Origin of the sequence: Lelliottia wanjuensis (genome assembly GCF_030238365.1) — a bacterium.
In the GTDB taxonomy this organism is placed as follows: Bacteria; Pseudomonadota; Gammaproteobacteria; order Enterobacterales; family Enterobacteriaceae; genus Enterobacter; species Enterobacter wanjuensis.
Window position 1 is genome coordinate 70,273 of sequence record NZ_JASSOT010000051.1, and the last position, 25,931, is coordinate 96,203.

The 25,931-nt window shown below is 54.9% G+C and carries 23 protein-coding genes, 1 tRNA gene and 2 pseudogenes; 5 read left to right on the top strand and 21 right to left on the bottom strand.

The window, feature by feature from the left end; genetic code table 11:
• Nucleotides 1-74: 74 nt before the first annotated feature.
• Nucleotides 75-845, top strand: coding sequence for an amidohydrolase (locus tag QQF33_RS06305; protein ID WP_285149848.1), 771 nt, complete (start codon nucleotides 75-77; stop codon nucleotides 843-845).
• Nucleotides 846-949: 104 nt separating this feature from the next.
• Here the strand turns inward: QQF33_RS06305 and QQF33_RS06310 are convergent, their stop codons facing one another.
• The 9 genes from QQF33_RS06310 to dnaQ all read right to left on the bottom strand — a co-directional run bounded on the left by QQF33_RS06310 (nucleotide 950) and on the right by dnaQ (nucleotide 10,044).
• Nucleotides 950-2,551 carry a gamma-glutamyltransferase family protein gene (locus QQF33_RS06310; RefSeq protein ID WP_285157584.1) on the bottom strand — a complete coding sequence of 534 codons (1,602 nt, stop codon included), beginning with the start codon at nucleotides 2,549-2,551 and terminating at the stop codon, nucleotides 950-952.
• Between the two features lie 9 nt (nucleotides 2,552-2,560).
• Nucleotides 2,561-3,436, bottom strand: a complete 876-nt coding sequence (locus QQF33_RS06315) for an ABC transporter permease (protein WP_100777517.1) — start codon at nucleotides 3,434-3,436, stop codon at nucleotides 2,561-2,563.
• A gap of 2 nt (nucleotides 3,437-3,438) precedes the next feature.
• A complete protein-coding gene (locus QQF33_RS06320) occupies nucleotides 3,439-4,380 on the bottom strand; it encodes an ABC transporter permease (RefSeq protein ID WP_095280881.1) in 942 nt (313 codons plus the stop codon).
• A 21-nt stretch (nucleotides 4,381-4,401) separates the two neighbouring features.
• Nucleotides 4,402-5,916 carry an ABC transporter substrate-binding protein gene (locus QQF33_RS06325; RefSeq protein ID WP_285157585.1) on the bottom strand — a complete coding sequence of 505 codons (1,515 nt, stop codon included), beginning with the start codon at nucleotides 5,914-5,916 and terminating at the stop codon, nucleotides 4,402-4,404.
• 2 nt (nucleotides 5,917-5,918) lie between these two features.
• Nucleotides 5,919-7,001, bottom strand: a complete 1,083-nt coding sequence (locus tag QQF33_RS06330; protein WP_285157586.1) for an ABC transporter ATP-binding protein — start codon at nucleotides 6,999-7,001, stop codon at nucleotides 5,919-5,921.
• Nucleotides 6,998-8,011, bottom strand: coding sequence for an ABC transporter ATP-binding protein (locus QQF33_RS06335; protein ID WP_285154679.1), 1,014 nt, complete (start codon nucleotides 8,009-8,011; stop codon nucleotides 6,998-7,000). Before QQF33_RS06335 ends, QQF33_RS06330 begins: the two co-directional genes overlap by 4 nt.
• The gene (locus QQF33_RS06340; protein WP_282492761.1) at nucleotides 8,008-8,727 is read right to left on the bottom strand and encodes a FadR/GntR family transcriptional regulator; all 720 of its coding nucleotides are present in this window, start codon (nucleotides 8,725-8,727) and stop codon (nucleotides 8,008-8,010) included. Before QQF33_RS06340 ends, QQF33_RS06335 begins: the two co-directional genes overlap by 4 nt.
• 381 nt (nucleotides 8,728-9,108) lie before the next feature.
• Nucleotides 9,109-9,185: transfer RNA gene (locus QQF33_RS06345), tRNA-Asp, on the bottom strand.
• Nucleotides 9,186-9,315: 130 nt separating this feature from the next.
• On the bottom strand, nucleotides 9,316-10,044 hold the full coding sequence (gene dnaQ / locus QQF33_RS06350; protein WP_282492762.1) for a DNA polymerase III subunit epsilon: 729 nt from the start codon (nucleotides 10,042-10,044) through the stop codon (nucleotides 9,316-9,318).
• Here dnaQ and rnhA point away from each other — a divergent pair.
• Nucleotides 9,998-10,577 (top strand): annotated as a pseudogene (gene rnhA, locus QQF33_RS06355) (ribonuclease HI). The gene dnaQ and the pseudogene rnhA overlap by 47 nt on opposite strands.
• On the opposite strand, the gene QQF33_RS06360 reads toward rnhA, so the two are convergent.
• Complete coding sequence (locus tag QQF33_RS06360) at nucleotides 10,578-11,294, bottom strand: class I SAM-dependent methyltransferase (protein ID WP_282492763.1); 717 nt, start codon at nucleotides 11,292-11,294, stop codon at nucleotides 10,578-10,580.
• 32 nt (nucleotides 11,295-11,326) lie between these two features.
• On the opposite strand from QQF33_RS06360, the gene gloB reads away from it, so the two are divergent.
• Nucleotides 11,327-12,082: a hydroxyacylglutathione hydrolase gene (gene gloB, locus QQF33_RS06365; protein ID WP_285157587.1), complete on the top strand. Its 756-nt coding sequence runs from the start codon at nucleotides 11,327-11,329 to the stop codon at nucleotides 12,080-12,082.
• A 71-nt stretch (nucleotides 12,083-12,153) separates the two neighbouring features.
• Nucleotides 12,154-13,512 (top strand): murein transglycosylase D, encoded by a 1,359-nt coding sequence (gene mltD / locus QQF33_RS06370; RefSeq protein ID WP_282492765.1) that lies wholly within the window; start codon nucleotides 12,154-12,156, stop codon nucleotides 13,510-13,512.
• Between the two features lie 56 nt (nucleotides 13,513-13,568).
• Here the strand turns inward: mltD and QQF33_RS06375 are convergent, their stop codons facing one another.
• From QQF33_RS06375 to QQF33_RS06385, 3 genes are all read right to left on the bottom strand, one after another.
• A complete protein-coding gene (locus QQF33_RS06375) occupies nucleotides 13,569-14,339 on the bottom strand; it encodes a class I SAM-dependent methyltransferase (protein WP_285157588.1) in 771 nt (256 codons plus the stop codon).
• A gap of 77 nt (nucleotides 14,340-14,416) precedes the next feature.
• Complete coding sequence (locus QQF33_RS06380) at nucleotides 14,417-15,217, bottom strand: endonuclease/exonuclease/phosphatase family protein (RefSeq protein ID WP_282492767.1); 801 nt, start codon at nucleotides 15,215-15,217, stop codon at nucleotides 14,417-14,419.
• A gap of 138 nt (nucleotides 15,218-15,355) precedes the next feature.
• A complete protein-coding gene (locus QQF33_RS06385; RefSeq protein WP_285157589.1) occupies nucleotides 15,356-16,531 on the bottom strand; it encodes an MFS transporter in 1,176 nt (391 codons plus the stop codon).
• Nucleotides 16,532-16,635: 104 nt separating this feature from the next.
• Here QQF33_RS06385 and yafC point away from each other — a divergent pair.
• A pseudogene (yafC, locus tag QQF33_RS06390) lies at nucleotides 16,636-17,549 on the top strand (DNA-binding transcriptional regulator YafC).
• A gap of 21 nt (nucleotides 17,550-17,570) precedes the next feature.
• Here the strand turns inward: yafC and dkgB are convergent.
• The 8 genes from dkgB to QQF33_RS06430 all read right to left on the bottom strand — a co-directional run bounded on the left by dkgB (nucleotide 17,571) and on the right by QQF33_RS06430 (nucleotide 25,920).
• Nucleotides 17,571-18,374, bottom strand: coding sequence for a 2,5-didehydrogluconate reductase DkgB (gene dkgB, locus QQF33_RS06395; protein ID WP_285149840.1), 804 nt, complete (start codon nucleotides 18,372-18,374; stop codon nucleotides 17,571-17,573).
• 381 nt (nucleotides 18,375-18,755) lie between these two features.
• Nucleotides 18,756-20,096, bottom strand: a complete 1,341-nt coding sequence (locus QQF33_RS06400) for a VasL domain-containing protein (RefSeq protein ID WP_285149838.1) — start codon at nucleotides 20,094-20,096, stop codon at nucleotides 18,756-18,758.
• Between the two features lie 16 nt (nucleotides 20,097-20,112).
• The gene (tssE, locus tag QQF33_RS06405) at nucleotides 20,113-20,562 is read right to left on the bottom strand and encodes a type VI secretion system baseplate subunit TssE (RefSeq protein ID WP_285149837.1); all 450 of its coding nucleotides are present in this window, start codon (nucleotides 20,560-20,562) and stop codon (nucleotides 20,113-20,115) included.
• Nucleotides 20,562-21,104: a type VI secretion system lipoprotein TssJ gene (gene tssJ, locus QQF33_RS06410; protein ID WP_285145347.1), complete on the bottom strand. Its 543-nt coding sequence runs from the start codon at nucleotides 21,102-21,104 to the stop codon at nucleotides 20,562-20,564. The genes tssE and tssJ overlap by 1 nt, the downstream gene beginning before the upstream one ends.
• Nucleotides 21,073-22,167: a type VI secretion system baseplate subunit TssG gene (gene tssG, locus QQF33_RS06415; protein ID WP_285149836.1), complete on the bottom strand. Its 1,095-nt coding sequence runs from the start codon at nucleotides 22,165-22,167 to the stop codon at nucleotides 21,073-21,075. The genes tssJ and tssG overlap by 32 nt, the downstream gene beginning before the upstream one ends.
• On the bottom strand, nucleotides 22,131-23,894 hold the full coding sequence (gene tssF, locus QQF33_RS06420) for a type VI secretion system baseplate subunit TssF (RefSeq protein WP_285149835.1): 1,764 nt from the start codon (nucleotides 23,892-23,894) through the stop codon (nucleotides 22,131-22,133). The genes tssG and tssF overlap by 37 nt, the downstream gene beginning before the upstream one ends.
• Nucleotides 23,895-24,002: 108 nt before the next feature.
• Nucleotides 24,003-24,422, bottom strand: coding sequence for a hypothetical protein (locus QQF33_RS06425; RefSeq protein ID WP_285149834.1), 420 nt, complete (start codon nucleotides 24,420-24,422; stop codon nucleotides 24,003-24,005).
• Nucleotides 24,415-25,920 carry a PAAR domain-containing protein gene (locus QQF33_RS06430; RefSeq protein WP_285149833.1) on the bottom strand — a complete coding sequence of 502 codons (1,506 nt, stop codon included), beginning with the start codon at nucleotides 25,918-25,920 and terminating at the stop codon, nucleotides 24,415-24,417. The genes QQF33_RS06425 and QQF33_RS06430 overlap by 8 nt, the downstream gene beginning before the upstream one ends.
• Nucleotides 25,921-25,931: the final 11 nt, after the last annotated feature.

Sequence of the window (25,931 nt, forward strand, 5' to 3'; positions counted from 1 at the left end):
GGTTTTTTATTGCCACATTTTCTCTTTTTCCCGTGCTACAGTGTCAAAAAGCCGTCTTTCGAGGAGTCCTGATTGTGCCTGGTCTGAAGATTACCCTTTTACAGCAACCCCTGGTGTGGATGGACGGTCCCGCCAATCTGCGCCATTTTGATCGCCAGCTCGAAGAGATCGCCGGACGCGACGTGATTGTCCTGCCGGAAATGTTCACCACCGGATTCGCCATGGAGGCGGCAAAGCAGTCCCTGCCGCAGGAGGAAGTGGTCGCCTGGATGCACAGCAAGGCGCAGGAAACCAACGCGCTCGTCGCCGGAAGCGCCGCGCTGCAGACCGAACGCGGCCCGGTGAACCGTTTCCTGCTGGTCGAGCCGGACGGCACGCTACACTTCTACGACAAACGCCACCTGTTCCGCATGGCCGACGAGCATCATCACTACGAAGCCGGGAACGAGCGCGTGGTGTTTGAGTGGCGCGGCTGGCGCATTCTGCCGCTGGTCTGCTACGACCTGCGCTTCCCGGTCTGGTCCCGCAACCGCAACGATTACGATCTGGCGCTGTACGTCGCCAACTGGCCTGCCCCGCGCTCGTTGCACTGGCAGGCGCTGCTGGTGGCGCGCGCGATTGAGAATCAAGCGTACGTGGTGGGGTGTAACCGCGTGGGAACGGATGGCAACGGGCATCACTATCGCGGCGACAGCCGGGTGGTGAATCCGCAGGGGGAAATTATTGCGACCGCCGAGCCACATCAGGCGACGCGCATTGACGCCGAGCTGTCGTTGACGGCGTTGAAAGAGTACCGCGAGAAGTTTCCGGCATGGCAGGATGCGGATCCGTTTAGCATTGGATGAAAAAAAGCCGGGTGGCGGCTACGCCTTACCCGGCCTACATCTGTTTTCGCATCTGTTTTCGTAGGCCCGGTAAGCGCAGCGCCACCGGGCTCCAACCGCACGGTTTAACTCACTAACGCCTGTCCATCTTTGCGGCTTTCGGTCGCGGCGACGTAATGCCCTTCCGGCATACGATAGATCACCTGCGCACCGCCGAAGTTGTAATCCTGCAACGGATCTTCCACCACGATCTGATGCCCGCGTTCGCGCAGCGCTGCAATGGTGTTGCGATCAAACGTCGATTCGACGATCACTTCCCGGCCCTGCACCACGCGCCAGCGCGGGGCGTCGATCGCCGCCTGCGGGTTTTGCCCATGCAGCATAATGCGCAGCGCCATCTGCATGTGCCCCTGCGCCTGCATTGGCCCGCCCATCACGCCAAACGACATCAGCGGTTTGCCCTGCCCGTCCATCGCAAAGCCTGGAATGATCGTGTGGAACGGACGCTTGCTGCCCGCCAGCGCGTTCGGGTGTTTTGGATCCAGCACGAAGCCGCAGCCGCGGTTTTGCAGGCTGATCCCCGTATCCGGGACCACCACGCCGGAACCAAAGCCCATAAAGTTGGACTGAATAAAGGAGATCATCATTCCGCTGGAATCGGCAGCAGAGAGATACACCGTCCCGCTCTGCGTCGGCGCGCCGTAGGTGAAATCAGACGCCTTATCCTGGTCGATCAGCGCCGCGCGCGACTTCAGATAGCGATCGCTCAGCAGCTCTTTCGCCGCAAACTCCATATGCTCTTCGTCGGCGACGTAGCGGTCGAGATCCGCCAGCGCCAGTTTCATCGCTTCGATCGACAGATGCAGGGACTGCACAGAATCCGGATGATGTTTTTCGATCCTGCACTGCTCGAGAATACCGAGCGCGATCAGCGTGGCGATCCCCTGCCCGTTTGGCGGCAGCTCCTGCACCGAACCGCCGGCGAAATCACGCGATAACAATTCCACCCAGTCTACGCGATGGTTCGCCAGATCTTCTGCCGTCAGATGCGCGCCATGCTCTTTGGCAAAGGCGGCAATTTTCTGCGCCAGCTCGCCGCGATAGAAGGCTTCGCCGTTGGTTTTGGCAATCAGCTCCAGAGAATTTGCCTGCGCCGGGTTACGGAAGATCTCCCCGATGCGCGGCGCGCGCCCTTCTGGCGCGAAGCAGGCGCTGAAGCCCGGCTGATCTTTCAGTTTGGTAAACCCGCGCTGCCACAGATGACCGATCAGCGGCGATACCGGGAAACCGTTGCGCGCGTATTCAATGGCCGGCTGCGCGAGGGTCGTCAGGGGCAGCGTGCCGAAGCGCTCGGCCAGCGCCACCCAGCCGGAGACGGCGCCCGGCACGGTGACCGCGTCCCAGCCCAGCTCGGGCACGGCGGTTTGACCCGCATACAGATCCGCATGCCAGCTGGCAGGCGAACGGCCTGACGCGTTCAGACCGTGCAGCTTTTCTCCGTCCCAGATAATCGCAAAGGCGTCGCTGCCGATGCCGCAGCCCGTCGGTTCCACTACCGTGAGCGCCATCGCCGTGGCGATCGCGGCGTCAACAGCATTGCCGCCCAGCTGTAACATCCGCATCCCGGCCTGCGCCGCCAGCGGCTGCGAGGTGGCCACCGCGTTATGCCCCATCATTGGCGGGCGTCGTGAATCGTAACCGGTCGTAAAATCAAGCGCTTTGGTCATCATGACTCCTTAGTCGTGGCGCGGATCGAGCGCATCGCGCAGCCCGTCACCGAGTAAATTAAAGCCCTGTACCGCGAGGAAAATGGCGATACCGGGGAAAACAGACATCCATGGTGCCTGTTCCAGAAAACCTTTTGCCGTATTGAGCATCGAGCCCCAGGAAGGGTTCGGCGGCTGCTGGCCAAGACCGAGAAACGACAGGCTGGCCTCGGCGATAATGGCGGAGGCAATCGCCAGCGTGGCTTGTACCAGAATCGGTGACATCACGTTAGGCAGAACGTACTTCACGATGATCCAGCGATCCGGCAGGCCAATCGCCTTCGCCCCGTCGATGTACTCTTCGTTGCGAATGGCGATCACCTGGCCGCGCGTCAGACGCGCGAAGATCGGCATCGCCGACAGCCCGATGGCGATCATCGCGTTGGTCAGACTTGGGCCCAAAAACGCCCCCAGCGCGATCGCCATGATCAGGAACGGGCAGGCCAGCAGCGCTTCGATAAAGCGCGAGATCACCCCGTCCCAAATCCCCTGAAAGTAACCGGCCACCAGCCCGAGCGGGACGCCAATTACCACGGCGATCACCACCGACATACACCCGGCCATCAGGGAGGTTCGTGCTCCCCAGACGATGCGCGAGAGAATGTCGCGCCCCAGCTCGTCGGTGCCAAACCAGTAGAGTTCTGACGGCGGCTTTCGCACCGCCAGGAAGTTGGCTTTCACCGGGTCAAACGGCGCCAGCCAGGGGGCGATCAGGGCGATCAATACAAAGATGCCGACAATCACCGCGCCAATTACCGCGCTTTTGTTGGCGAGAAATTTCTTCAGCACCCGGTTCTGCGCGCGCGGCAGCGCCGGTACCACGGTTTGGGTCGTCAGTTCTGCCATGATTAGCCTCGCATTTTCGGGTTGATGAGAACGTAGAGCACGTCCGCCAGCAGGTTCAGCATCAGGAAACCAATCGCGACGATCAGCACCACGCCCTGCACCACCGCGTAGTCACGGTTAAACACGGAATCGACGATCATTTTGCCAAAGCCCGGAATGGTGAAGACCTGTTCGGTCAGCACCGCGCCGCCCAGCAGTTCGCCAAACAGCAACGTCGTGAGTGTGATCACTGGCACCAGCGCGTTGCGAAACGCGTGCTTAAGGATCACCGCTTTCGGCAGCAGCCCTTTTGCCCGCGCGGTGCGGATGTAATCGGCTTTCAGCACGGCGATCATCGAGGCGCGCGTGTGGCGCATCAGCGTTGCCGCCAGCCCGGTGCCGAGCACCGACGCAGGCAGCAGCAGCGTGCGCAGGTTTTGCAGCGGATCTTCGCTGAACGGCACGTAGCCCGAGGCGGGCAGCCACTGTAAGTTCACCGAGAAGACCAGAATCAGCAGGATCCCCAGCCAGAAGTGCGGTATCGAGATCCCGGAGATCGCCACAAAGTTGGCGCTGTGATCCACCCAGCTGTTTTTGTTGACCGCCGCGAGGATCCCCATGCTGATGCCAAACACCAGCGCGATGATCATCGCCAGCAGCGACAGCTCCATCGTCACCGGCAGTTTGCTGGCAATCAGCGACGTGACGGGCTCATGAGTGCGTAAAGAGACACCGAGATCGCCCTGCAGCGCGCGCGTCAGCCAGTCAAAATATTGCACCGGCAGGGGCGCATCGAGATTCAGTTCCGCGCGCAGCTGAGCAATCACCGCCGGATCGCGCTCTTCACCCGCCATCGCAATCAGCGGGTCGCCGGGCAGCAATTTTTGCAGCCCGAAGACCATCATGCTCACCAGCAGTAAGGTCGGGATCGCCAGCAGCAGGCGTTTGCAAATCAGTTCCAGCATGGTTTCTCCTCATGCCCTCAGTTACTTAGCAAGCGACAAGCCCGCCAGACGCACGATGCCGTCCGGATACGGTTTGAAGCCCTGCACGCTCTTGTTCAGACCAAAAATGCGCGGCTCAAAGTAGAGATAAGCGATCGGCATATCGGTTTGCAGCTGCTTCACGACCTTGTCGTACAGCGGCTGGCGGGCGGCGGGATCGGTGCTCAGACGCGCCTGGGTCAGCCATTCGTCGACCTGCGCATTGCTGTAGCGACCGTCGTTGAGGTTGCCTTTGCTGTTGATGAAACCAAAGATGCTGCCATCCGGATCCGGACGACCGGACCAGCCGGAGAAGCTCAGCTGATAGTCGCCGCTCTGCTGACGGTCGAGCAGCGTGGCGAATTCAGTCATCTGCAGATTGAGGTTAATGCCTGCTTCCGCCGTCATCGCCTGCAGCACCTGGCCCACCTGATGTGAGGTCGGGTTGTTCGGCACCAGCAGATTGACGTTCAGCGGCCCGTTGATGCCCGCTTCTTTCAATAACGCTTTGGCTTTTTCCACGTCACGCGCCGGAACCGGGACGTTAACGTGATACGGGCTGACCGGGGAGAACGCCTGGTTTGCCGGGGTGTACAAACCTTCGAATACCACCTGGTTCAGCGCCTCGCGGTCGATCGCCAGGGAGAAGGCTTCGCGCACGCGCGCGTCTTTGAATGGATCGTTAGCCGGGACTTTGCCGTTATTGATGTTGAAGGTGATGCCCTGATAGCCAAGGCCGGTGACTTTCGCCAGCGCCAGCTTGCTGTCCGCTTCAACGGTTTTCACGTCGCTGGCAGCGATGCCTTCTGTCAGATCCAAGTCACCCGCACGCAGGTTAGCCAGGCGCACGGAGGCGTCCGGGATCGGCAGATAGATGATTTTGTCGAAATGGTAGGCCTCTTTGTTCCAGTAGTTGTCGAAACGACTCAGAACGATGCGGTCCTGAGAGACGCGGCTGTCAAATTTGTACGGCCCCGAGCAGACCGGATGGGCGGCGAAATCCGGCTTTTTAGCCGCTTCCGGGGCCATCATCGCGCCCGCGCGGTCGGTGAGCTGCATCAGCAGCGCGGCGTCCGGGGTTTTCAGGTGGATGGCGATTTGCGTCGGGCTTTTCACTTCCACCGATTCGACGGAGGAGATTTCACTTTTACGCAGGGAGCCTTTCAGCGTCAGGGCGCGTTCGAGGTTGTATTTTGCCGCTTCGGCATCGAATTTTTCGCCGTCGTGGAAAGTCACCCCTTCACGCAAATTCATGGTCAGGGTTTTGTTGTCTTCGCTCCAGGACCAGTCTTTTGCCAGGCCCGGCACGACTTTCAGGTTTTCATCCACGTCCACCAGCCTGTCGCACAGGGAGGCAAAGACGAAACGCCCGTAATAGGTGCGCGCCAGATGAGGATCGAGCATATCCGGATCCGCACCGAGGCCGATTCGCAGAACGCTTTCCGAGTGCGCGGGGATCGCCGCGCCCAACAACATAACACTTCCCAGTACGGTCAAAAGAGAATTACGCATTGTCATTATCATGAGTTCCTTGCTGGAAGAGACGAGAGTGATGCCGCATGTTCAAACAGCGCGCGGCGGCGCAAAAAGGCGGCGGATGGCGGTGCAATCTGGATAACACTGCGATCGCGGTTGATCTCCTGCCAGCGGTGGCATGAGACCTGACGTCCGCCGTCCAGAACCTGAGCGATGGGCTCGACCTGGCGGCATTCATCCGAGACATACGGGCAGCGGGTGTGGAACCGGCACCCAGACGGCGGGTTCGCCGGATTCGGTAAATCGCCCTGCAGCAGCGGGGTTTCACGCTGCATGCCCGGCTGCATTTGCGGCGCAGAGGCAATCAGCGCCTGGGTGTACGGGTGCAGCGGCGCGTCAAAGATTTCATCGACGGTCGCCAGCTCGACAATCTGGCCGAGATACATTACCGCCACGCGGTCGCTCATGTGGCGGATCACCGCCAGGCCGTGGGCGACGATAACCATCGTCAGCCCCAGCTGATGCTTTAGGCTTTCCAGCAGGTTCACCACCTGCGCCTGAACGGAAACGTCCAGCGCCGAAACCGGTTCATCGCCCAGCAAAAGCTTTGGCCCGGACGCCAGGGCGCGCGCGATGCCGATACGCTGACGCTGCCCGCCGGAAAATTCGTGCGGATAGCGCCCGGCCCAGGCGGCTGGCAGGCCGACGGTTTTCAGCAGCTCCGCCACGCGATACTGGCGGTCGGCTTTTTTCATATTCTGGTGCAGCCACAGGGGTTCACCGACGATCTGCTCCACGGTCATGCGCGGGTTTAGCGAGGCAAAGGGGTCCTGGAAGATGATCTGCAGCTCACGACGGAGCTGGTTCAGGCGCGAACCGGACGCGTGGGTGATCTCTTCGCCCTGATAAAATACGCGTCCTTCGCTGGCCGCCAGCAGGCGGAGCAGCAACCGCCCGAGGGTGGATTTCCCGGAACCAGACTCGCCGACGATCGCCAGGGTTTCGCCCGGCATCACGGCAAGTGACACCCGGTCGACGGCCGTGACAAAACGGGCGGGAGTAAAGAGCTTTTTCGGGCCGGGGAAGAGTTTGCTCAGGTCACGAGCTTCAAGGATCGGGGTGGTCATGCGATTTCTCCCAGCGCAATGTGTTGCTCAAGCGGTACGCGGAAACAGGCCACCTGATGGCCCGCACTCATGGTGTGAAGCTGCGGTTTTTCATCGTGGCAGCGCGTCTGGGCGAACGGACAGCGGGTGGCAAAACGGCAACCCTGCGGCATGGATTCAGGCAGCGGGACGCTGCCGGGGATCGTCGACAGCTGGCCTTTCCGCGCGCCGAGGGACGGGATAGATCCCATCAGGCCGATGGTGTACGGATGCTGCGGATCGGCAAAGATACTCTCGACGCTGCCCTGCTCCACCACCTGTCCGGCGTACATCACCGCCACCTGCTGGGCGACTTCCGCCACTACGCCCAGATCGTGGGTGATCATCAGCACGGCGGTGCCGGTTTCGGCTTTTAAGGTATTCAGCAACGTCAGGATTTGCGCCTGAATGGTGACGTCCAGCGCCGTGGTCGGTTCGTCGGCAATTAGCAGACGCGGATGGTTGATCAGCGCCATCGCAATCATCACGCGCTGGCGCATCCCGCCGGAGAGCTGATGCGGATAAGATTTGAGACGCATCTCCGGGGCCGGGATTTGCACTTTTTCCAGAATCTGCAGCGCCACCTTCATGGCCTCGGCTTTCGACATTTTCTGGTGGCGAATCACCGCTTCGCTAAGCTGATCGCCCAGGGTGAACGCCGGATTAAGCGACGTCATCGGCTCCTGAAAAATCATCGCCAGCTCGCTGCCGCGCAGATCGGCGTATTCCCGCGGAGAGAGTTTGCGCAGGTCGTGACGGCGGAACTGCATTTCACCGCTGACGATTTGCGCGCTGGAGGGCAGCAGCCCCATCAGTGCCAGCGAGGTGATACTTTTTCCACAGCCGGATTCACCCACCAGCGCCAGCGTTTCACCGGATTTCACGGTCAGGGAGATGCCGTCTAGCACGCTCACCGGCGATCCGGCGAATTTCACATTCAGATTGTGCAGGCGAAGGACCGGCGCTGCCTCCTTAAAAGGGATCGTCGTCATAACAGGGAATCATCCTCAAGGTTGATGGCCTGAATCAGGGCAGTTTGCAGGGTGAGCAGGTGTTCGCGCATGGCGGCGGCTGCTTCATTGGGCTGACGATGGATAATCGCCGTCATGATTTTGTGGTGGTGGTCGTTGTAGCTGTCGACGCGCTCCGGCGTTCGCGCCAGCTCACGCAGATGCTGCCAGCCGGGTTCGCGCCGGACGGCATCAATGGCGTCGAACAAGCCCAGCATCAGGCGGTTGCCTGCGGCTTCGGCAATAGCGCGGTGAAAGGCGCTGTCCCACAGTTCATTAAGATCGCGGTCATCCGGGCTGACCTTATCGATGCGTTCCAGCATGCGCTGCATCAGCGCGAGGTTTTCCCTGGTGGCACGCAGTGCCGCAAGACGGGCTAAGCCGGGTTCGAGCTGCAGGCGGGCTTCCATCACTTCCAGCAGGTTGGTCTGTTGCACCAGCCCCTGAAGCGCCAGAGGTTCAACCGGTGCAGCGGGGCCAATAAAAGTGCCTTTCCCCTGCTTACGCCAGATGCGTCCCTCTTCTTCCAGCACGTCCAGCGCACGGCGGACTTCGCGTCGCCCTACGCCGAGTGTTTCCGACAGCTCACGTTCCGTGGGCAGCGGAATGCCTGGTGTTGACTCGTGCTGATTGATTAGACCGCGCAGCTGCTCAAGCGCGGTGCTGGAATTAGCCAGAAACCGTGACGGTTTTTCCATATTGGTTCGCCTGCTCTCATCATTGCTTTATTTTTATTAACAATAAGTTATTGATATAGATAACGTCTTATTGCACATAGAGCTAAGCAATTCCTGAACCAATAAATCATTGGTTCAGGAACTTTCTGGAAAACGATAAGTAAGCTAATGATTCTTGAGAGATTATTTTTACAAGATTGTTACAAGCAGAAATGTTTTAAGGGGAGGGAGAGACTGAATTTGCACAATGAAAGTGCAACAAACGCACCAAAACTGAACAATTGTTAATTAATTGCACTACGAATATTAACTTTTTGTTAACTAAGAATGAGGGCGTGATAAGAATTGCAGGAGGCTTAAATGACGAAAGCCTGAATCATTGCTGATTCAGGCTTTCTAATGTGGCGGAACGGACGGGACTCGAACCCGCGACCCCCTGCGTGACAGGCAGGTATTCTAACCGACTGAACTACCGCTCCGCATTGTTCCCTTGGGAACGAGGCGAATATTACGGTTTGGTTCCGATCCCGTCAACGCTTTTTCTCAACTTTTGAATCAGTTGCTGCAAAATTCGCCCACACGGTGATTTTAGCAGCATAACAGGGCGCATTACGCGCGCCAGAGGCAGCTGCCGCCTTTCTTCTGCACGATATCCAGACGCGATTCGTGCGCGGCAACCTCTTCATCGCTGGCTAAAATGACGCGCAGGCGGCTCGCCTGACGCACCACGCGCTGAATACTTGTATCACCCGCCTGGCGGGTATCGTTTTCATTGCTAAAGGCCATCGATGTCTGACCGCCCGTCATGGTCAGATACACATCCGCCAGAATCTGGGCATCGAGCAGTGCGCCGTGCAGCGTACGCTTGGTGTTATCTATTTCGTAACGCGAGCATAAGGCATCGAGGCTGTTACGCTTGCCGGGGAACATTTTCCTCGCCAGCGCCAGGCTATCGGTGACTTTACAGAAGGTGTTGGTTTTCGGGATATCGCGGTTGAGCTTGCTGAACTCATAGTCCATAAAGCCGATATCGAACGAGGCGTTATGGATGACGAGCTCAGCCCCGCGAATGTAGTCCATGAATTCATCAGCAACCTCGGCGAAGGTCGGTTTATCCAGCAAAAACTCATCGGCAATTCCGTGAACGCCGAACGCTTCCGGGTCCACCAGCCGATCGGGCTTCAGGTAAACGTGGAAGTTATTGCCGGTGAGACGGCGGTTGATCACTTCAACGGCACCGATCTCAATGATCTTGTGTCCTTCGTAGTGCGCGCCAATCTGGTTCATACCGGTGGTTTCGGTATCGAGGACGATCTGTCGTGTAATTGCAGTGCTCATATCGGTCATTTATGTCAGACTCGTCGTTTTACTGATCATTTTCAAATACAGGAAGTCTACCAGAGATGACTAAGCAGGTAGAAATTTTCACCGATGGATCTTGCCTCGGGAATCCAGGACCGGGCGGCTACGGCGCCATTTTGCGTTACCGTGAGCATGAGAAGACCTTTAATGAAGGCTTTCGTCTGACCACCAACAATCGCATGGAGCTAATGGCTGCCATCGTTGCGCTGGAAGCATTAAAAGAAGATTGCGATATCGTGATCAGCACCGACAGTCAGTATGTGCGTCAGGGCATCACCCAGTGGATCCACAACTGGAAAAAGCGTGGCTGGAAAACGGCCGATAAGAAACCGGTCAAGAATGTCGATCTCTGGAAACGTCTGGACGCGGCGCTGAGCCATCACACTATTAAGTGGGAATGGGTAAAAGGCCACGCGGGACATCCGGAAAACGAACGTTGTGACGTTCTGGCTCGCGAAGCGGCGATGAATCCGATCCACGACGACGTGGGTTATCAGCCGGAATCCTGATCAGGGTTTGCGGTACTGTCGCGTCGCGCCGACGGTCTGACGAATGTGTGCTTTTGATTTGCTCTGCTTCATCGGGTTGAGCGTAAGAGGAACCGTTCGCTTACGCGCCACGATGAGCTGCATGCATCCGAGTGCTGGCAGATGGGTTGTCAGCATTTTCCCGCCCTTCCCCGCCCAGGGTAAAACCTGGAAGCCGCTGTAATACATCACTTCGAAATTCAGCAATGACAGCCAGTCGAGTTGACGGGTGAAGGTGAACATGCGGCTATTATAAGGTGGCGTGCGGCGTAAAACTGGCACCAGCTTGCGCAGCCCCATCAGGCTTATCGGGTTGAAACCGCTGAGCACCAGCCAGCCGTCATCGATCAACACGCGATCCGCTTCGCGCAGCAAACGGTGCGGATCGGTGCACCAGGGCAAGGTGTGGGCCATCAGACAGGCATCGACAGATTTCTCAGCGAATGGCAAATGGAGCGGATCGGCTTTAACCTGAAGGGGATGGCCGTTGAGCGACACATTCACCTGATGAGAGATGGCGCAGCTTTCCGAGTTGATTTCCGCGCTGAGGTTGCCAATCTTAAGCAGATGAAAACCATACATTTTGGCAAACCAGGGATTGAGCTGGCGCTCCAGCGCCTCGCGATAGTATTCACCCCATCGCAACTGGGACCAGTGTTCTGGTGCTGAGACAATCTGAGGTATCCTTGCCGGCTTCATCAACACACCCGTTACGTTATGAGAGGTAATTTATGAATCTTATCAGCATTCCCGCGTTTCAGGACAACTACATCTGGGTTTTAGTGGACGACGATCGGCGCTGCATTATTGTCGACCCGGGTGAAGCTGCGCCGGTTTTAACGGCGATTGAGGAAAACGGCTGGCAGCCTGAGGCCATTTTGCTGACTCACCATCATAACGATCACGTTGGCGGCGTTCCGGCTCTGCGGGCTAAATTTCCTCATTTAGTGGTATACGGCCCCCAGGAGACACAAGATAAAGGAACCACGCGGGTAGTCGAAGATGGCGAAAAAATCCTCATACTGGGATGCGATTTTTCTGTATTTGCCACACCAGGTCACACTTCCGGACACATTTCTTTCTTCAGTTTCCCTTATCTTTTCTGCGGAGACACAATGTTCTCCGGCGGCTGCGGAAGACTGTTCGAAGGCACGCCAACCCAGATGTATCAATCCTTCCAGAAAATTAATGCCCTTCCTGACGAGACGCTTATTTGTTGCGCGCATGAGTATACATTAGCAAATATGAAGTTTGCTTTGAGCATCCTGCCACAGGATCCTGCGATTCAGGATTATTACCACAAAGTGAATGAGTTACGGGTAAAAAAACAAAATACACTGCCCGTAATTCTGAAAAATGAGCGCAAAATAAATTTATTTTTAAGAACCGATGACGTTGATTTAATTAATAAAATTAACCAAGAAACAAATTTGCAACAACCTGAAGAACGTTTTGCATGGTTACGGTCAAAGAAAGATAACTTCTGACAATTGCGGGTTGCCTTTTAAAAAATTCGCCGTTATCATCGCTCGTCTTTTAAGCAACTATTGACACACACATGAAGGCAAAAGCGATATTACTCGCCTCTGTCCTGCTCGCGGGGTGCCAGAATACTGGTAACGTTCAGCAGCACGCACAGAGCCTTTCTGCAGCTGGTCAAGGGGAAGCAGGGAAGTTTACAAGTCAGGCGCGCTGGATGGACGATGGGACATCATTCGCGCAGGAACAGGACTTGTGGGCCTCCATTAGCGACGAGCTGAAGATGGGAATTCCGGAAAACAACCGGATTCGCGATCAGAAACAGAAGTATTTAAGTAATAAGAGCTATCTCCACGATGTAACTTTACGGGCAGAGCCGTATATGTACTGGATAGCAGGGCAAGTTAAGAAACGTAACATGCCCATGGAACTGGTACTACTACCCATAGTGGAGAGCGCTTTTGACCCGCACGCGACGTCTGGCGCCAATGCCGCAGGCATTTGGCAGATCATACCGAGCACAGGGCGCAATTATGGATTGAAACAGACTCGCGGCTACGATGCGCGTCGGGATGTGGTCGCTTCAACGACTGCCGCTCTCGACATGATGCAACGTCTGAATAAGATGTTTGACGGTGACTGGTTATTAACGGTCGCAGCGTATAACAGCGGCGAAGGTCGTGTACTGAAGGCAATGAAAGCGAACAAGGCGCGTGGTAAACCCACCGATTTTTGGTCCCTCTCATTGCCACAGGAAACCAAGCTTTACGTACCGAAGATGCTGGCTTTGAGCGATATTCTCAAGAACAGCAAACGTTATGGCGTCAAGCTGCCAACGTCCGACGAAAGTCGTGCGCTGGCCAGAGTGAGCCTCAGCAGCCCGGTTGATATGAAACAGGTTGCTGATATGACGGGTATGTCGGTGCAGAAGCTGAAGACCTTCAATGCAGGCGTGAAAGGCTCAACGCTGGGTGCCAATGGGCCTCAGTACGTACTGGTGCCGCAGAAGCATGCTGCGCAGCTACGTGAGTCGCTGGCATCCGGTGAAATCGCTGCCGTTCAGTCAACGCTGATCGCAGACGCTTCATCCGTCAGCAGCCGTAGCTATAAGGTTCGCTCAGGCGACACCATTTCAGGCATTGCATCACGTCTCGGCGTGAGCACGAAAGATCTGCAGCAGTGGAACAATCTGCGCGGTTCTAACCTGAAAGTGGGCCAGAACCTGACGGTTGGCGCAGGTAGCAGCGCGCAGCGTCTCGCCCGCAACAGCGATAGCATTACCTATCGCGTACGCAAAGGTGATTCGCTGTCCAGTATCGCGAAAACGCACGGCGTGAACATCAAAGATGTGATGCGCTGGAACGACGATACGGCCAATCTGCAGCCAGGCGATCAGCTGACACTGTTTGTGAAAAACAGCATCACGCCAGATTCCTGACAGCCAGTCCGATAAAAAAAAGGCACCGATTCCCCCGGTGCCTTTTTTGTTTGTGCTTATCCCGCTTTTTGCGCTTCGGCCAGAATCGTATCGCTGGTAAAAGATCCCTCTTCCTGCAATTCAAAATACGCCTTCACTTCCGCCGAGGCACTCTCCTGATACAAACGAATGGCCTGGCTTAACGCGTCCGGCGTGCGCATGCGCGCAATCCACGAGGAGAATTCGAGCGGCAGGCGGTCGGTTACCAGCGAGCGAGAGATTAAACCTGCCTCGGTGATCATCGCGAACCATTCACCACTGGAATAATTGCGAACGTGTGACGTATCGCGCAGGGCTTCGACCGTTTGCAGCCAGATATCGCGCACCGGGTTTCCCGGCGACATGATATCCATGATGATAAAAATCCCGCCCGGCTTCAGCACACGCTTGATTTCGCGTAATGCCTGGCCCACGTCATGCCAGTGATGCGCCGAGTAGCGGCTGATCACAATCTCAAAGGATTCATCGTCAAACGGCAGTGATTCGGCGTAGCCCTGTCGGGTCGAAATATTACTCAACCCTTTGTCTTTCGCGGCCTGGGTGACAACATCCAGCATCTGACCAGACAGGTCGTAGGCCGTGACCTGCGCGACATGCTGCGCGGCGACAAAGCTGGCATGCCCTGCTCCACAGCCTAAATCGAGGACCTGCGCGTGCGGGAAGGCGGCCAGTCGCTCGCCAAGACGCACCAGATCGCGGCCAGAAGCGTGTACCGCGCTGGTCAGATAGGCGTTTGCCTGAGAGCCGAACTGTTTTTCTACGTTGTCATGATGGGATTGTGTTGTCATCGTACTGTCCTTTGGTTGTGAGAAAAATAAAGGGCAGTACCTGCGCAGGCCTGCCCGACGGCAGACCTGACGCACCATTACTTATCAGGTTTGCCGGGACTGAATTCGACTAGTAGTGGGTTGTGATCGGAGGCGCGCGTGACCAGCACAGAAGCTTCGTGCACGTTCAGACCACGGTAGAAGACAAAATCGAGCGGGCGACCAAAGGCTTTACGCCGCTGGTCGTCGGTAAAGCGCACTTCACGCAGGGACATCTCACGCGCAAAGCGATAAAGGGCATTCATACGCGGACGACTCCAGGCGTTGAAATCCCCCGCCATAATAATCGGCCCACTGTGATGCGCGATCTGATCGCCAATGGGAAGTAACTGCTTACTATAGACATCTACACCCAGACTGAAATTCACGGCGTGAATGTTCACCACCATCAGCAGGCGAGTATCCGGCAACGGATAGACGGTCACCAAAGCCGATTTAGCCAGTCGCAAAATGGGTTCGCGTTCACGCAGCGGGCAGCAATAAACCGGGTGCGCGGCGGAGAGCGTCATGACGCCAGAGGGATGTTGGGGTAAAACGAAAGCGGGAACCTGGTCGGCGGCCAGATAGTTAGTGGTCGCAAACCGGACCAGTTCAGGCGTGGTTTGCGCCTCCTGCAACAACACCAGATGCGCATCCTTACCAAAATTCTTCAGGACGGATAACCATTCGGCGCGCTGCTGCTTGAAGATGTTCCACACCAGCACGCGAATTTTGTCATCGCTGCTTAAGGGTGCGCCAGCGGGCAATGCCTGGCCAAGACTCGCAAACGAACCCGGAGGCAAAATTCTCTCCGCAGGCTGTCCGGCAATATAGCGCATGGCATAGGTATTTTTTCGCACTTTTGGAAACGACCTCTATAGCATTGAACCAGCCCGGAAAACGGACTGGTTCTACTGTTATAGGGATTTTAGGTCACACTTTCAACGCAATTACTCATAAACCTCTGTCTGGTTTTGTAAGCAAGCGCTAACTCATGCTTATCCCAGGGCAATGCGAGCCGGTTTATCCAGACGACCGCTCAGGCCAATCAGCAGGAAGGCAGCCAGAACGATCACCGCACCAATCCACGGCGTCTGCGCTAAACCAAAGTGCTCAACCGTTTGCCCGCCGATAATGGAACCCAGCGCGATGCCCACATTAAAGGCTGCGATGTTGAGACCAGAGGCGACGTCTACCGCGTTAGGCGCGTACAGCTCGGCCTTCTGCACGACATAGACCTGCAGACCCGGTACGTTACCGAAGGCAAAGATACCCATCACCAGGATGGTTCCCAGGGCCGCGTACTGCATGGAGGCGGTAAACTGGAACACCATCAGCAACACCACCAGAGCCGCGAAGATGAATTTCAACGCGGGTACAGCACCGTGTTTATCGGCGAGTTTCCCGCCCCAGATGTTACCGATCGCCACTGAGACGCCGTATCCCAGCAAGATCCAGCTCACCGCGCTCGGCGAGAAGCCTGCCAGGTCCTGCATCATCGGGGCCAGGAAGGTGAACGCTGTGAACACACCGCCGTAACCCAGAGCCGTGATGGCATAGATGATCAGCAGGCGAGGATGGGTCAGGACTTTCACCTGATCGCGAAGACTGGCACTCGCACGGCCCGGAATATTCGACGGCACAAGGATCGCGCTGGCAATCAGGGCGATCACACCCAACAGCGAAACGGCCAGGAAGGTTTCACGCCAGCCGAAATGCTGGCCGATAAAGGTCCCCAGCGGAACGCCCGTCACCAGTGCAACCGTTAAACCGCCGAACATAATGGCGATGGCAGATGCCGCTTTCTCTTTAGGTACCAGACTGGTTGCGATGGTTGAACCAATCGAGAAGAACACGCCGTGCGCGAGACCGGTCAGCAGGCGGGCAATCACCAGCGTGGTGTAGTCCGGGGCCTGCCAGGCCAGAATATTACCGGCAGTGAACAGCACCATCAGCGCCATCAACAGCTGTTTGCGCGGAAAACGTCCGGTCAGTGCGGTCAAAACCGGTGCGCCAATCGCAACACCCAGCGCATAAATAGAGACCAGCAAACCGGCAGAAGGTAAAGAGATGGAAAGTTGATCGGCAATCGTAGGAACCAGACCTACGATGACAAATTCGGTCGTGCCGATTGCGAAGGCACTGATCGTCAGGGCCAGAAGCGCCAGTGGCATAAAATACTCCGTGTCATCAGGATTAAGATGACACGAAGTATGCGCCAGTGTTTAAATAACAAAAATGGTCAAAATCTCAATAGAATTTTGCAGGTGGTGCAACAATGAAAGCAACCTCAGAAGAGCTGGCAATCTTCGTGGCTGTAGTGGAAAGCGGGAGTTTTAGCCGGGCTGCGGAGCAACTGGGACAGGCCAATTCGGCAATAAGCCGCTCCGTCAAAAAGCTGGAAATGAAGCTTGGGGTGAGTTTGCTAAACCGGACAACGCGCCAGCTCAGCCTGACGGAGGAAGGAGAGCGCTATTTCCGTCGCGTGCAGTCGATTTTGCAGGAGATGGCCGCAGCTGAAACCGAGATCATGGAAACGCGGAGTACACCGCGTGGACTTTTGCGTATCGATGCGGCGACGCCCGTCGTATTGCATTTCCTGATGCCGCTGGTGAAACCCTTTCGGGAACGCTATCCCGAGATGACGCTGTCGCTTGTCTCTTCTGAAACCTTCATCAATCTGATTGAGCGTAAAGTGGACGTGGCGATCCGCGCCGGAACGCTGACTGATTCCAGCCTGCGTGCCCGTCCGCTTTTTACCAGCTACCGTAAAATCATCGCCTCTCCCGATTACATTGCGCAGTATGGAAAGCCGGAAACGGTAGAAGATCTGAAAAACCATCTTTGCCTGGGCTTCACCGAACCGTTATCGCTGAATACCTGGCCGATTGCCTGCAGCGACGGTCAGCTTCATGAGGTTACCAGTGGGTTGTCTTCTAACAGTGGAGAGACACTGAAACAGCTTTGCCTCAGCGGGAATGGGATCGCCTGCCTGTCTGACTATATGATTAATAAAGAAATAGCGCGGGGTGAACTGGTCGAGTTGATGGAGGATAAACGGCTGCCGGTAGAGATGCCGTTCAGTGCGGTGTATTACAGCGATCGTGCCGTCAGTACCCGGATTCGGGCGTTTATCGACTTTCTGAGCGACCATATAAAACAGCTCCCGAAGGAGCTGTGAGAGGGTTTTGAGGCTACAGAGGGTGGATTGAATTAATCCCAGTCTGGCGCTAAGCCTTCCGGGCTCACCAGGCGATCGTTGCAATCCAGCGCGGCGATCGCTTTTTTATCTTCATCGTCCAGCTGGAGATCCCGCGCCAGCAGATTACTCGCCAGGTTTTCACGTTTCGTTGAAGATGGGATCACGGCATAACCTTCGCCCATTGCCCACGCCAGGATGACCTGCGCAGCCGTTGCATTGTGCTTGTCAGCAATACCCGCAATCACCTCATCTTGCAGCGCCTTGCCGTAAGCCAGCGTCATGTAAGACGTGATGTGAATGCCGTGATCTTTTGCCCAGTCAACCACTTTGCGGTTTTGCAGATAAGGGGAAAGCTCAATCTGATTGGTCGCAATGTTTTCTGCACCAACGGCGGCAATCGCCTTCTCCATCAATGGGATAGTGAAGTTGGAGATCCCGATTTCGCGCGTCAAACCTTGCTCTTTGGCTTCCAGCAGCGCCTGCATGAACTCTTCAACAGACACGGCATCACCTGGAGAAGGCCAGTGGATCAGCGTCAGATCGACATAGTCAGTACGCAGCTTTTCCAGACTCTCTTTCAGACTTGGGATCAATTTGTCTTTGCTGAGGTTTTCAGTCCAGATCTTTGTCGTGATGAATAATTCTTTGCGCGGCACACCGCTTTCCTCAATCGCCTGACCTACAGCACCTTCGTTGCCATAGATTTGAGCCGTATCCACGGCGCGATAGCCTAACTCAAGCGCGGTTTTGACAGATGCGATGACAACGTCGTCTTTCAGGCGGAAGGTGCCGAGACCGAATGCAGGGATAGTCATAATTCCTCTTTAATCATAGTGTTCGTTAACTGAGGATGATTATCGCGTGTTATCGGTATGTTGAAAAAGGGCGAAAAATGCAGAGGATTTTTGCGTTTACAGCAATAATTAAACTGCAGACAAGAAAAAGCCCTGAGCGTTAGCTCAGGGCTCTCTTAATAAGTGGCGGAACGGACGGAATTCTATTTCATATCTGTAACAAACTGATAATTAATCGAATTCAAGATCCCCCCTTATCGCACTGGGCCATACCATAGTCCATTTTGGAAACGCTTAGCAATTAGCAAAGCTAACAATCGAACCTGACAACGTAGCTTACAAATCGTCATCCTTTCAAAGCACTATCCAGAGACATTTCGCTTTTTTTCGCCCTTCCTGAAGTTATTGCCCCCCAGCACCCCGAATAAGCGTATAGCGCTGGACCAACTGCTCCAGCCGCCTTTCAATTTCTTTCATCTGTGCGGCGGGCACCTCCCCGGCCTTCTGTTGTGCTTCTAACTGACGGAGCAACTCCTCAAGAGGTGGCGTGCGCTCCAGCGACTGACGAATGGCAAAGACCTGCGTTTTCAGCTCCGAACCGGTGATATAGCGCCCTTTTACACCATCCAGGGCGTTAAGCTGGGCCGTCAGTTGCTGTAATCGTTCTTGCGCCTGATGCCAGTCATTGAGCGACGCCTCGCTTGCCGCTTCACTGGTCAGTTGCTGTTGCCACGCCTGAGTCAGGGCTTTGGTTTGTTTTGATTCAGGCCATAGCGTCAACGCCTGTTGCACCAGTTGCTGGCGGTAATAGATACCCCATAGAGGTGAGACCTGATCAAGTTGCTGACGGGTGGCAGTCAACACAGGCGTTGCCAGCGAGGTCAGTTTGTCGGGTTGTTGCGCGATAAGCTGCTTCTGTTCTGCATCACTCAATACGACAGGAAGCGCCTGCACCGTTGCCATCAGACGAGTATCGAGTGAGCGTTGCTGCCATTGCTTCACACCCCACTGTCCCCCGCCGCCGATCAGCGCCATTGTCAGCGCACCCGTGATAAAAGCCCCCCATCTCCGACGACCATGAGGTACAGGAGGTAACGAATGATCGCTGCCATCGACCACATAGACAAACTGTGTGGACGGGGTCAGCGTGGTCTCCAGCACGGGAGGATTGCTCATTGCGGGCGAAAGTGACGATAATCCTCCCGCATCGCCATGGCTGTCCATGCTTTCCAGGCGTGCCGCAGCGGCATGAATAAGCGTGCGCAGCGTGTCAAACTGGCTCAGGTGCTTTAACTCAAGCTGTTGCAATGTGTCACATAACTGCCCCAATCGCTGCTCAATCTGATACAGCAGACCAAGGTCAGCGTACTGAAAATGCAAACCGCGCAGCACCTGCTGTAACCTGGAAACCAGGTTACTCAGGATATCCATCCGCGCATGGGCCTGCGGCGGCCAGACTGCCCCCCACTGATGGCGAACCAGTGCCGCTAGTATAGACAGCCCTTCATTGAGCCCCTGCAACCCACTGGTACGGGTGCGAGCCAGGGTGTACCAGGCACAGGTTTGTAGCTCAACACCATTCTGCCGGAACAGCGCCAGCGAAAGCTGTTCAGCTCTGTGCCAGTCAACATCCGGGCGTGCCGGGTGGGTCAGCTTGCTGATTTCATCGCGTAAAGCAATAAAGTCCGCCAGCGAGCGGGGATCTGACCCTGTTTTCAGGTTTTGCCTGGGTAGCGTATTCATATTGCGACTCCTTCTGTCAGATCATTTCCATATCGAGGTAGTGCTGCTGCTTCAGATGGCGTACCAGGATTTTGCCCTCCGGCATAAACTCCGTACCGTAGCGCACCAGGCCGACGCCCTTCAGTTCCGCATCAATGCCATAAGCCAGTTTTCCCGGTTCGACCTGAGTCAGCAACACTACGTTAATGGCTTTCAGACGCGGTTCGTACTTCAGTAATACCGCCGAGAGTTGTGTGATCAATTCATGTGCGGTGCCAGGCATCCCGTGCAGGATGATACTCATATCCGGCAGACCATAATCCGGGAGATGCGCCAGCGTACCCGCCCGGCAGTTCAGGATGCGTTGCATATTGTCGAGCACCGACAATATCAGCTGATTTTTTTCACTGACCTGTTGTAGCGCCAATCCACCGGAAAAACTGCCGAGCAACTGTTCGTAAAGCGAAGGCGAAAAAGAACCTGGCATTATTTCTCCTCAGACAGCAATTTCAGGGTATGAGTGCTCAGTTCAATGGTGCAGGGTTTATCGGCATCCAGTTCGTCTCGTTTCAGAACCAGACGCCAGCTATTTTGCTCGATATCCGGGGCACGGAAGAGGCCGACAACCGCCACATAATTAGCGTCTTTGTTCATCGGAACATCGAGCGGTTTGGCGCTTCCCGGTGTCACCACCAGACTGTTACTGGCCAGCAGATCGGCAGCCAGTAACGTTTCACCCTCATGAACCAGTTGCTCATAGCTGGCTTTATCAAAATTGCTCCGGTCTTTGAGCTGATAAACCCGGACCATCACCGCCTCCGGCGAAGGATCAGCTTCCTGGCTGTCTGTATTGAGCACGGCGCGGGCCGTAATATCCAGATGCAGGGTCTTAATCTGTTTGAAAAATAGCGATTTGGTGGTGGATGAGACGCTATCCGATACACTCTGCGTCAGTCCGCAACCTACCAGACAGAAAACCAGCACCGGAAGCAGAGATTTACAGAGACGGATGATGGTAATAGTTAACACGACGGTTTCCTTGTGTTGACTTTGCGGGTGACAGGCCGCAGTAATGGCCCAGTTCAACGGTATAGTATGACGGCATCGATGCGGGAACATCGTCCCCGGATAAACCCAGAACAGCGTTGAATCCCAGCAGGAGCGTGTCATTCCCCAGTAGTGGAGTTGGCAGTAGCCGGGTTGGTAGCGTCAATTCTGTCCGGGCTTTGTAGCGCCAGCCGAGGTAGACCCGCAGCAGCACCAAAAAATCGCGATAACACTGCCCTTCAGGTAGCCAGCCCTGCGCCTCGGACTGATTTTCGGTAAATAACGTGATCAGCAGTTGGCTGTTCACGTCCAGCGCTTCATCCCCCAGAACCGTTCGCCCGTCCAGCCACAGCGGCATGTCGTCATAAAACCCCGCTGGCGAGGCGATGGGTACCCGGCGAAGACAATGCGGCACGACCTGCGCCTGAGTAAAAGGGGCCAGCAGTTTTACCAGCGCCTGCACCCCTTCGGCTGTCCGGGCGGGCTGTCGCATGATCCCCAGCAGGGCCAGGAACCGTGATACCGGCGTGGCAACATGGTTCGCCGTTCCGGGGATCCCCAGCCCGATGAGCCCCAGCAGGCATTGCGAGGTTTTATCCTGACCACCAGGCTCAAACGTCGCCGGATACGAGTATTTACGCCAGATACGATAGAACTGCGTCAGAATACGGTGATTAAAAATATCGAGAAAGGCTTCAAGCGACTCGTGTCCTTCCCGCTGCTGCGTAATGTCGTCGAGGTAGCCGGTGGGCAGAGGCGAATCGACACCGTACAGTCCCATAAACGTTGTGCGCACCGTCGGGCGGGCGTCGGGCTGCTGAAGGTCATGCTCAATCGCTTTCAGCTCACTGACCGGAAACCCCATTCCAGGGTGCGGACGAAAACGTATCGGGTCATCGGCAGGGTCCGAAGTACTACCCAGCGCGGGACTTTCCGGCGCATCGCGCTCCAGCAACTGGCAAAAGCGATAAAAATTGATACGCCCGATATCGTGGCTCAGTCGCTGGGTTAACCGGGTATGCGCCGGTTGTGATTCTCGTTCCATTCGAGACGTTCTCCGGTGGGTTGCAGTGTTAAAATCAGGCGGTTAAACAGGTGGATATCGGTGTATAGCGCAAAGAAGTGGTTGAGCATTTCGCCAAACAGGCAGATATCTCCGGTCCCGGCAAAACCATGGCTGTCGAGAGTGATATCGATTTCTACGCCGCGCAGCAGATAGCCCTGCTCAAAACGCTCAATTTCACGGTGTTTCACATCAACAATCGCCGCCAGCCTGCGGCGGTTCATCTCATTGTCCGTCCAGTCATAGAGCGCCAGCGTGCCGCGCAGTACTTCCGGGTTATCCATCATCCACAGAAAACTACTGCCCAGATGACTCAGCACCCGCCAATGGAAGCGATCGCGATTCGGTGGATAACAAGGCTGCGTCGGCGCGCACAGATTACGCACCCGCACGTTGGCCGCCGTCGTTTTCACGACGGTGTCCAGCACCGTGCTCTGCAACGCCTTGCGCGGGAGCTGACCATTAGTCCCGGTCAGACTCAGGGACAGGTTTTCATCCTCTGGTACGCTATGGTCATCAAACGCCTCACCGCCCAGTATCAGCCAGGTATCGTGCAACCCTGATGGACCACGCTTGACCCGCGTGTGGTAGTAATACTCCGGCGCTTCATGCCGCAACATGCCGCCCTTATGACGGAAACTGCTAAAGGGAACATACACCTGCTGCCCTGAATGGCGCGACGAGGTGACCGAATCGACCGAGTAAATTTCGGTATGCCCGTCCTGGATACGCATCGGACGCAGCAGATAGTCGGTTTGCAATGAATCCAGCCGCAGCGGATCGGATTCCAGCGAGAACAAATTGATAACCGGGACACTGTGCAGCCGCAGATTTCGCTCCGAGAAGGTGAAGTCATACTCCCAGCGTTTTTCCAGCACCACTTCAATCTCAAACCACGGCAACTGGGCTGGCAGAACCACGTTTTGCAGGCCGTGGAGTGCGACAAACATAAACTTTTCGCGGAAGGTGAAGTATTCCAGCAGCAGTTGGTAACCGCTAAAACTGCTGTCACCTTTCGGCCACAGGCCATCCTGTTCGCTAAAGCCCTGAGGGGCAAAACGGCCATCGAACGGCTGGCGATCGGGCTGCCCCGGCAGACGTATCCACAGGCGTGTCGCATTGAGAGTCAGCGCTTCATGTAGCGCGCAGGCCAACGGAGCATCAGCGTCCAGATAAAGCGGCAGGCGCTGTAAATCAACCTGACTCCAGTCCGCCAGATCCCCGCACTGAAAACGCAGACGAATCACTGAGCGGCCATCCGATTCCGTGTCCAGTTCAGCACGCTGCATCGACAGGGGTAACAGCGTGATATCCTGAGTCGTCGTGTAACGACACCGAGTGTTGCGTTCACCAATCGGCCGGGAGAGTACTTCAAACCCCCGGGGCATCAGCAGACACTCTTTCATCCCTGTCCACTCTGGCATAAATTCCACAATCGACAGAGAAGGAATGGTCCGCAGGTAATGCGGCCACAGCAGGCTGACCAGCCCTTCAGTGAGTTCCGGCAGATCATCATCAAGTTTTTCACGCAGGCGTCCCATCAGAAAAGCAAACCCTTCAAACAGTCGCTCAACATAGGGGTCACGTGCACCGGTTTTATCCAGATTTAGTCCGGCAGCCTGGTCGGGATGCGCGCGAGCAAATTCTTCACCGGCTTCACGCAGGTAACGCATTTCGGCGTCAAAATAACGCAGGGTTAAGTCGTCCATGGTTTCTTCTTTAGAGGATATAGATACGGTGAGGATCCTGAATTACATTTTAATTACGTTAATATGCATCTTAGTGAAATAAGCACGTCCATGCTTTTTAAATATCAACTATGGACATATTTCTTTACTGCGTATTTCATAATTAACATCGTCATGCTTTCGATCCCTGCTACTCGTTACATTCTCAGAAAGACGGTAGACTTCCTGGCCGTGAAAGACTTTCTCTTTTTTTCCATCAGATATTATCACCCTGAAATCAGCACCTTCCTCGGAGAAAATATGCGCTATATTTTGGTCAGATTTCGCAAGAATGAAAACAGCAATAATTTCACGATTTGATGTAGCAAGTTCAAACTGAGTTACATCCCCCCCTCCAACGGGTGATATTCTTGAAGTGTAACTATCTGCGACAACATGAATTGTTTTCTCACAAGAATTGACGATATAAATCGCCCCTCCATATAAACGTTGTGATGTACATCCAGAGATCATACCAATAGAAATAATTACCATCAAAAATTTACGCATTAAACTTCACCCTACTGAGCCATATTAAACCATTAACATCTTCACTAGCCGCTACCGAGTTAAAATACTGAACCATAGCTGATGCATGATCATCAGAATATTTCATTAAATCAACCTCTCCAGTTCTTGGCATTTTATTATTCGAAAGAGATTCTTGTGTAAACACCGTCGAAGTCCCTTTATGACTCCATGAATAATCAGGGGATGAATGCGGCGCATATTTATTAAGCACTATATGCCCCATCTCATGAGCTGAGTCTAGCTTAAACTGATTTTCAGTCGCGATATAACCGTCTTTCTCCTTCCCCTGAAGATATCTATCATAATAATAACCCAAGTTGTGATTCACTTTCCTTAATCCTACGAGACTCGTAGAACGCCCATATTCATTATCCAGATTTTCAATCAAATCGAACTCTGACATCATAGGTTCGGCATTGATAATGGCGACTACTGAGGCCTTATAGTTACCCTTGTCAGTAACAATACCATCACCTATCCCTCCTCCCCTTGTGCCATTCCTTGACCAATAAAACTCAATGCCACTTTTGGCTAGGCTCTGTAAACCCGCATAGCCAATGGGTTTTAATGTTGTATTGGAACCCGATATTCCACCGTCCTCGAACCCTACCCGCCATTCAATATCTACTGACTGCGTATTCTTATTGACCTTCACATCCACCCAGTCTTCTTGTTCAGCAGAATTATTCAGAACATAATCAATCCTAATCTTCTGTTCATCCGACACTGCAATCAATCTGACTAATAGATCTGGGCTTTTTAGCATTTTAGTATCAAGAATGCCTTTATTACTGTATCCATCCCAGGACCAGTGATGAGCACCAGGCTCATAAAACTCACTGAGTTTATACTCTGAATATAACAATGTGTTACCGTTCACAACTTCCAAAGCGAGCCCCCCGGGTTCATCGCCAGTATTTGTGATTACAAAATCAATTTTTTCTGTATTCTTTGTATCGCCTCCAGATATCATCTCCTCAAAATCAGGAATATTAAGAGGCGTAAGAATTTTGTTACCGGACAGTTCTATGGTGTAGGATAATTTTTTATTGTCGTTATCTGAATCGTCGTCATTTGGGGCTTCACTATCACTGCCATTCCGATTGCCAAACTGATCTTTTTTTGCAGATTGTGCGTGTTGATCCGGCTCATCCTGTGCACTAGCACTATTACCAGCTCCGCCGCCTGCTGGGGCCATCTCATAAAAATCATTCACCATCGACGGAATAAACCTTGACTGACACGGGCAGGTACTTTTGCTGTGCAAAGTCCCGGCAAAATTGCGCATATTCACCACGTCGCCGGGAATGCTCCCGGATATGGGAAATTGTATATAGGGCGGTAACTTGCCGCATGTCACGCGATCCAGTTCTCTCGCCACTGGTTTGCCCATAATCAGATGCGTAGGGTCACCTTCGAGGATCACTCCCCCGCAGGTCGTTTTGTCACCCATGACCAGGTAATAGCCCATTGGCATGTTTTTCTCTC

Excerpts from the sequence above, each read along its gene's own strand:
- tssF (WP_285149835.1), bottom strand. The coding sequence starts at position 23,894 with ATGGACGACTTAACCCTGCGTTATTTTGACGCCGAAATGCGTTACCTG.
- gloB (WP_285157587.1), top strand. The coding sequence starts at position 11,327 with ATGAATCTTATCAGCATTCCCGCGTTTCAGGACAACTACATCTGGGTT.
- QQF33_RS06360 (WP_282492763.1), bottom strand. The coding sequence starts at position 11,294 with ATGAAGCCGGCAAGGATACCTCAGATTGTCTCAGCACCAGAACACTGG.
- dnaQ (WP_282492762.1), bottom strand. The coding sequence starts at position 10,044 with ATGAGCACTGCAATTACACGACAGATCGTCCTCGATACCGAAACCACC.
- QQF33_RS06340 (WP_282492761.1), bottom strand. The coding sequence starts at position 8,727 with ATGGAAAAACCGTCACGGTTTCTGGCTAATTCCAGCACCGCGCTTGAG.
- QQF33_RS06425 (WP_285149834.1), bottom strand. The coding sequence starts at position 24,422 with ATGCGTAAATTTTTGATGGTAATTATTTCTATTGGTATGATCTCTGGA.
- QQF33_RS06400 (WP_285149838.1), bottom strand. The coding sequence starts at position 20,096 with ATGAATACGCTACCCAGGCAAAACCTGAAAACAGGGTCAGATCCCCGC.
- QQF33_RS06375 (WP_285157588.1), bottom strand. The coding sequence starts at position 14,339 with ATGACAACACAATCCCATCATGACAACGTAGAAAAACAGTTCGGCTCT.
- QQF33_RS06310 (WP_285157584.1), bottom strand. The coding sequence starts at position 2,551 with ATGACCAAAGCGCTTGATTTTACGACCGGTTACGATTCACGACGCCCG.
- tssE (WP_285149837.1), bottom strand. The coding sequence starts at position 20,562 with ATGCCAGGTTCTTTTTCGCCTTCGCTTTACGAACAGTTGCTCGGCAGT.
- QQF33_RS06385 (WP_285157589.1), bottom strand. The coding sequence starts at position 16,531 with ATGCCACTGGCGCTTCTGGCCCTGACGATCAGTGCCTTCGCAATCGGC.
- QQF33_RS06320 (WP_095280881.1), bottom strand. The coding sequence starts at position 4,380 with ATGCTGGAACTGATTTGCAAACGCCTGCTGCTGGCGATCCCGACCTTA.
- QQF33_RS06335 (WP_285154679.1), bottom strand. The coding sequence starts at position 8,011 with ATGACGACGATCCCTTTTAAGGAGGCAGCGCCGGTCCTTCGCCTGCAC.
- QQF33_RS06315 (WP_100777517.1), bottom strand. The coding sequence starts at position 3,436 with ATGGCAGAACTGACGACCCAAACCGTGGTACCGGCGCTGCCGCGCGCG.
- QQF33_RS06430 (WP_285149833.1), bottom strand. The coding sequence starts at position 25,920 with ATGCCAATGGGCTATTACCTGGTCATGGGTGACAAAACGACCTGCGGG.
- tssG (WP_285149836.1), bottom strand. The coding sequence starts at position 22,167 with ATGGAACGAGAATCACAACCGGCGCATACCCGGTTAACCCAGCGACTG.
- QQF33_RS06330 (WP_285157586.1), bottom strand. The coding sequence starts at position 7,001 with ATGACCACCCCGATCCTTGAAGCTCGTGACCTGAGCAAACTCTTCCCC.
- QQF33_RS06325 (WP_285157585.1), bottom strand. The coding sequence starts at position 5,916 with ATGACAATGCGTAATTCTCTTTTGACCGTACTGGGAAGTGTTATGTTG.
- mltD (WP_282492765.1), top strand. The coding sequence starts at position 12,154 with ATGAAGGCAAAAGCGATATTACTCGCCTCTGTCCTGCTCGCGGGGTGC.
- dkgB (WP_285149840.1), bottom strand. The coding sequence starts at position 18,374 with ATGACTATCCCTGCATTCGGTCTCGGCACCTTCCGCCTGAAAGACGAC.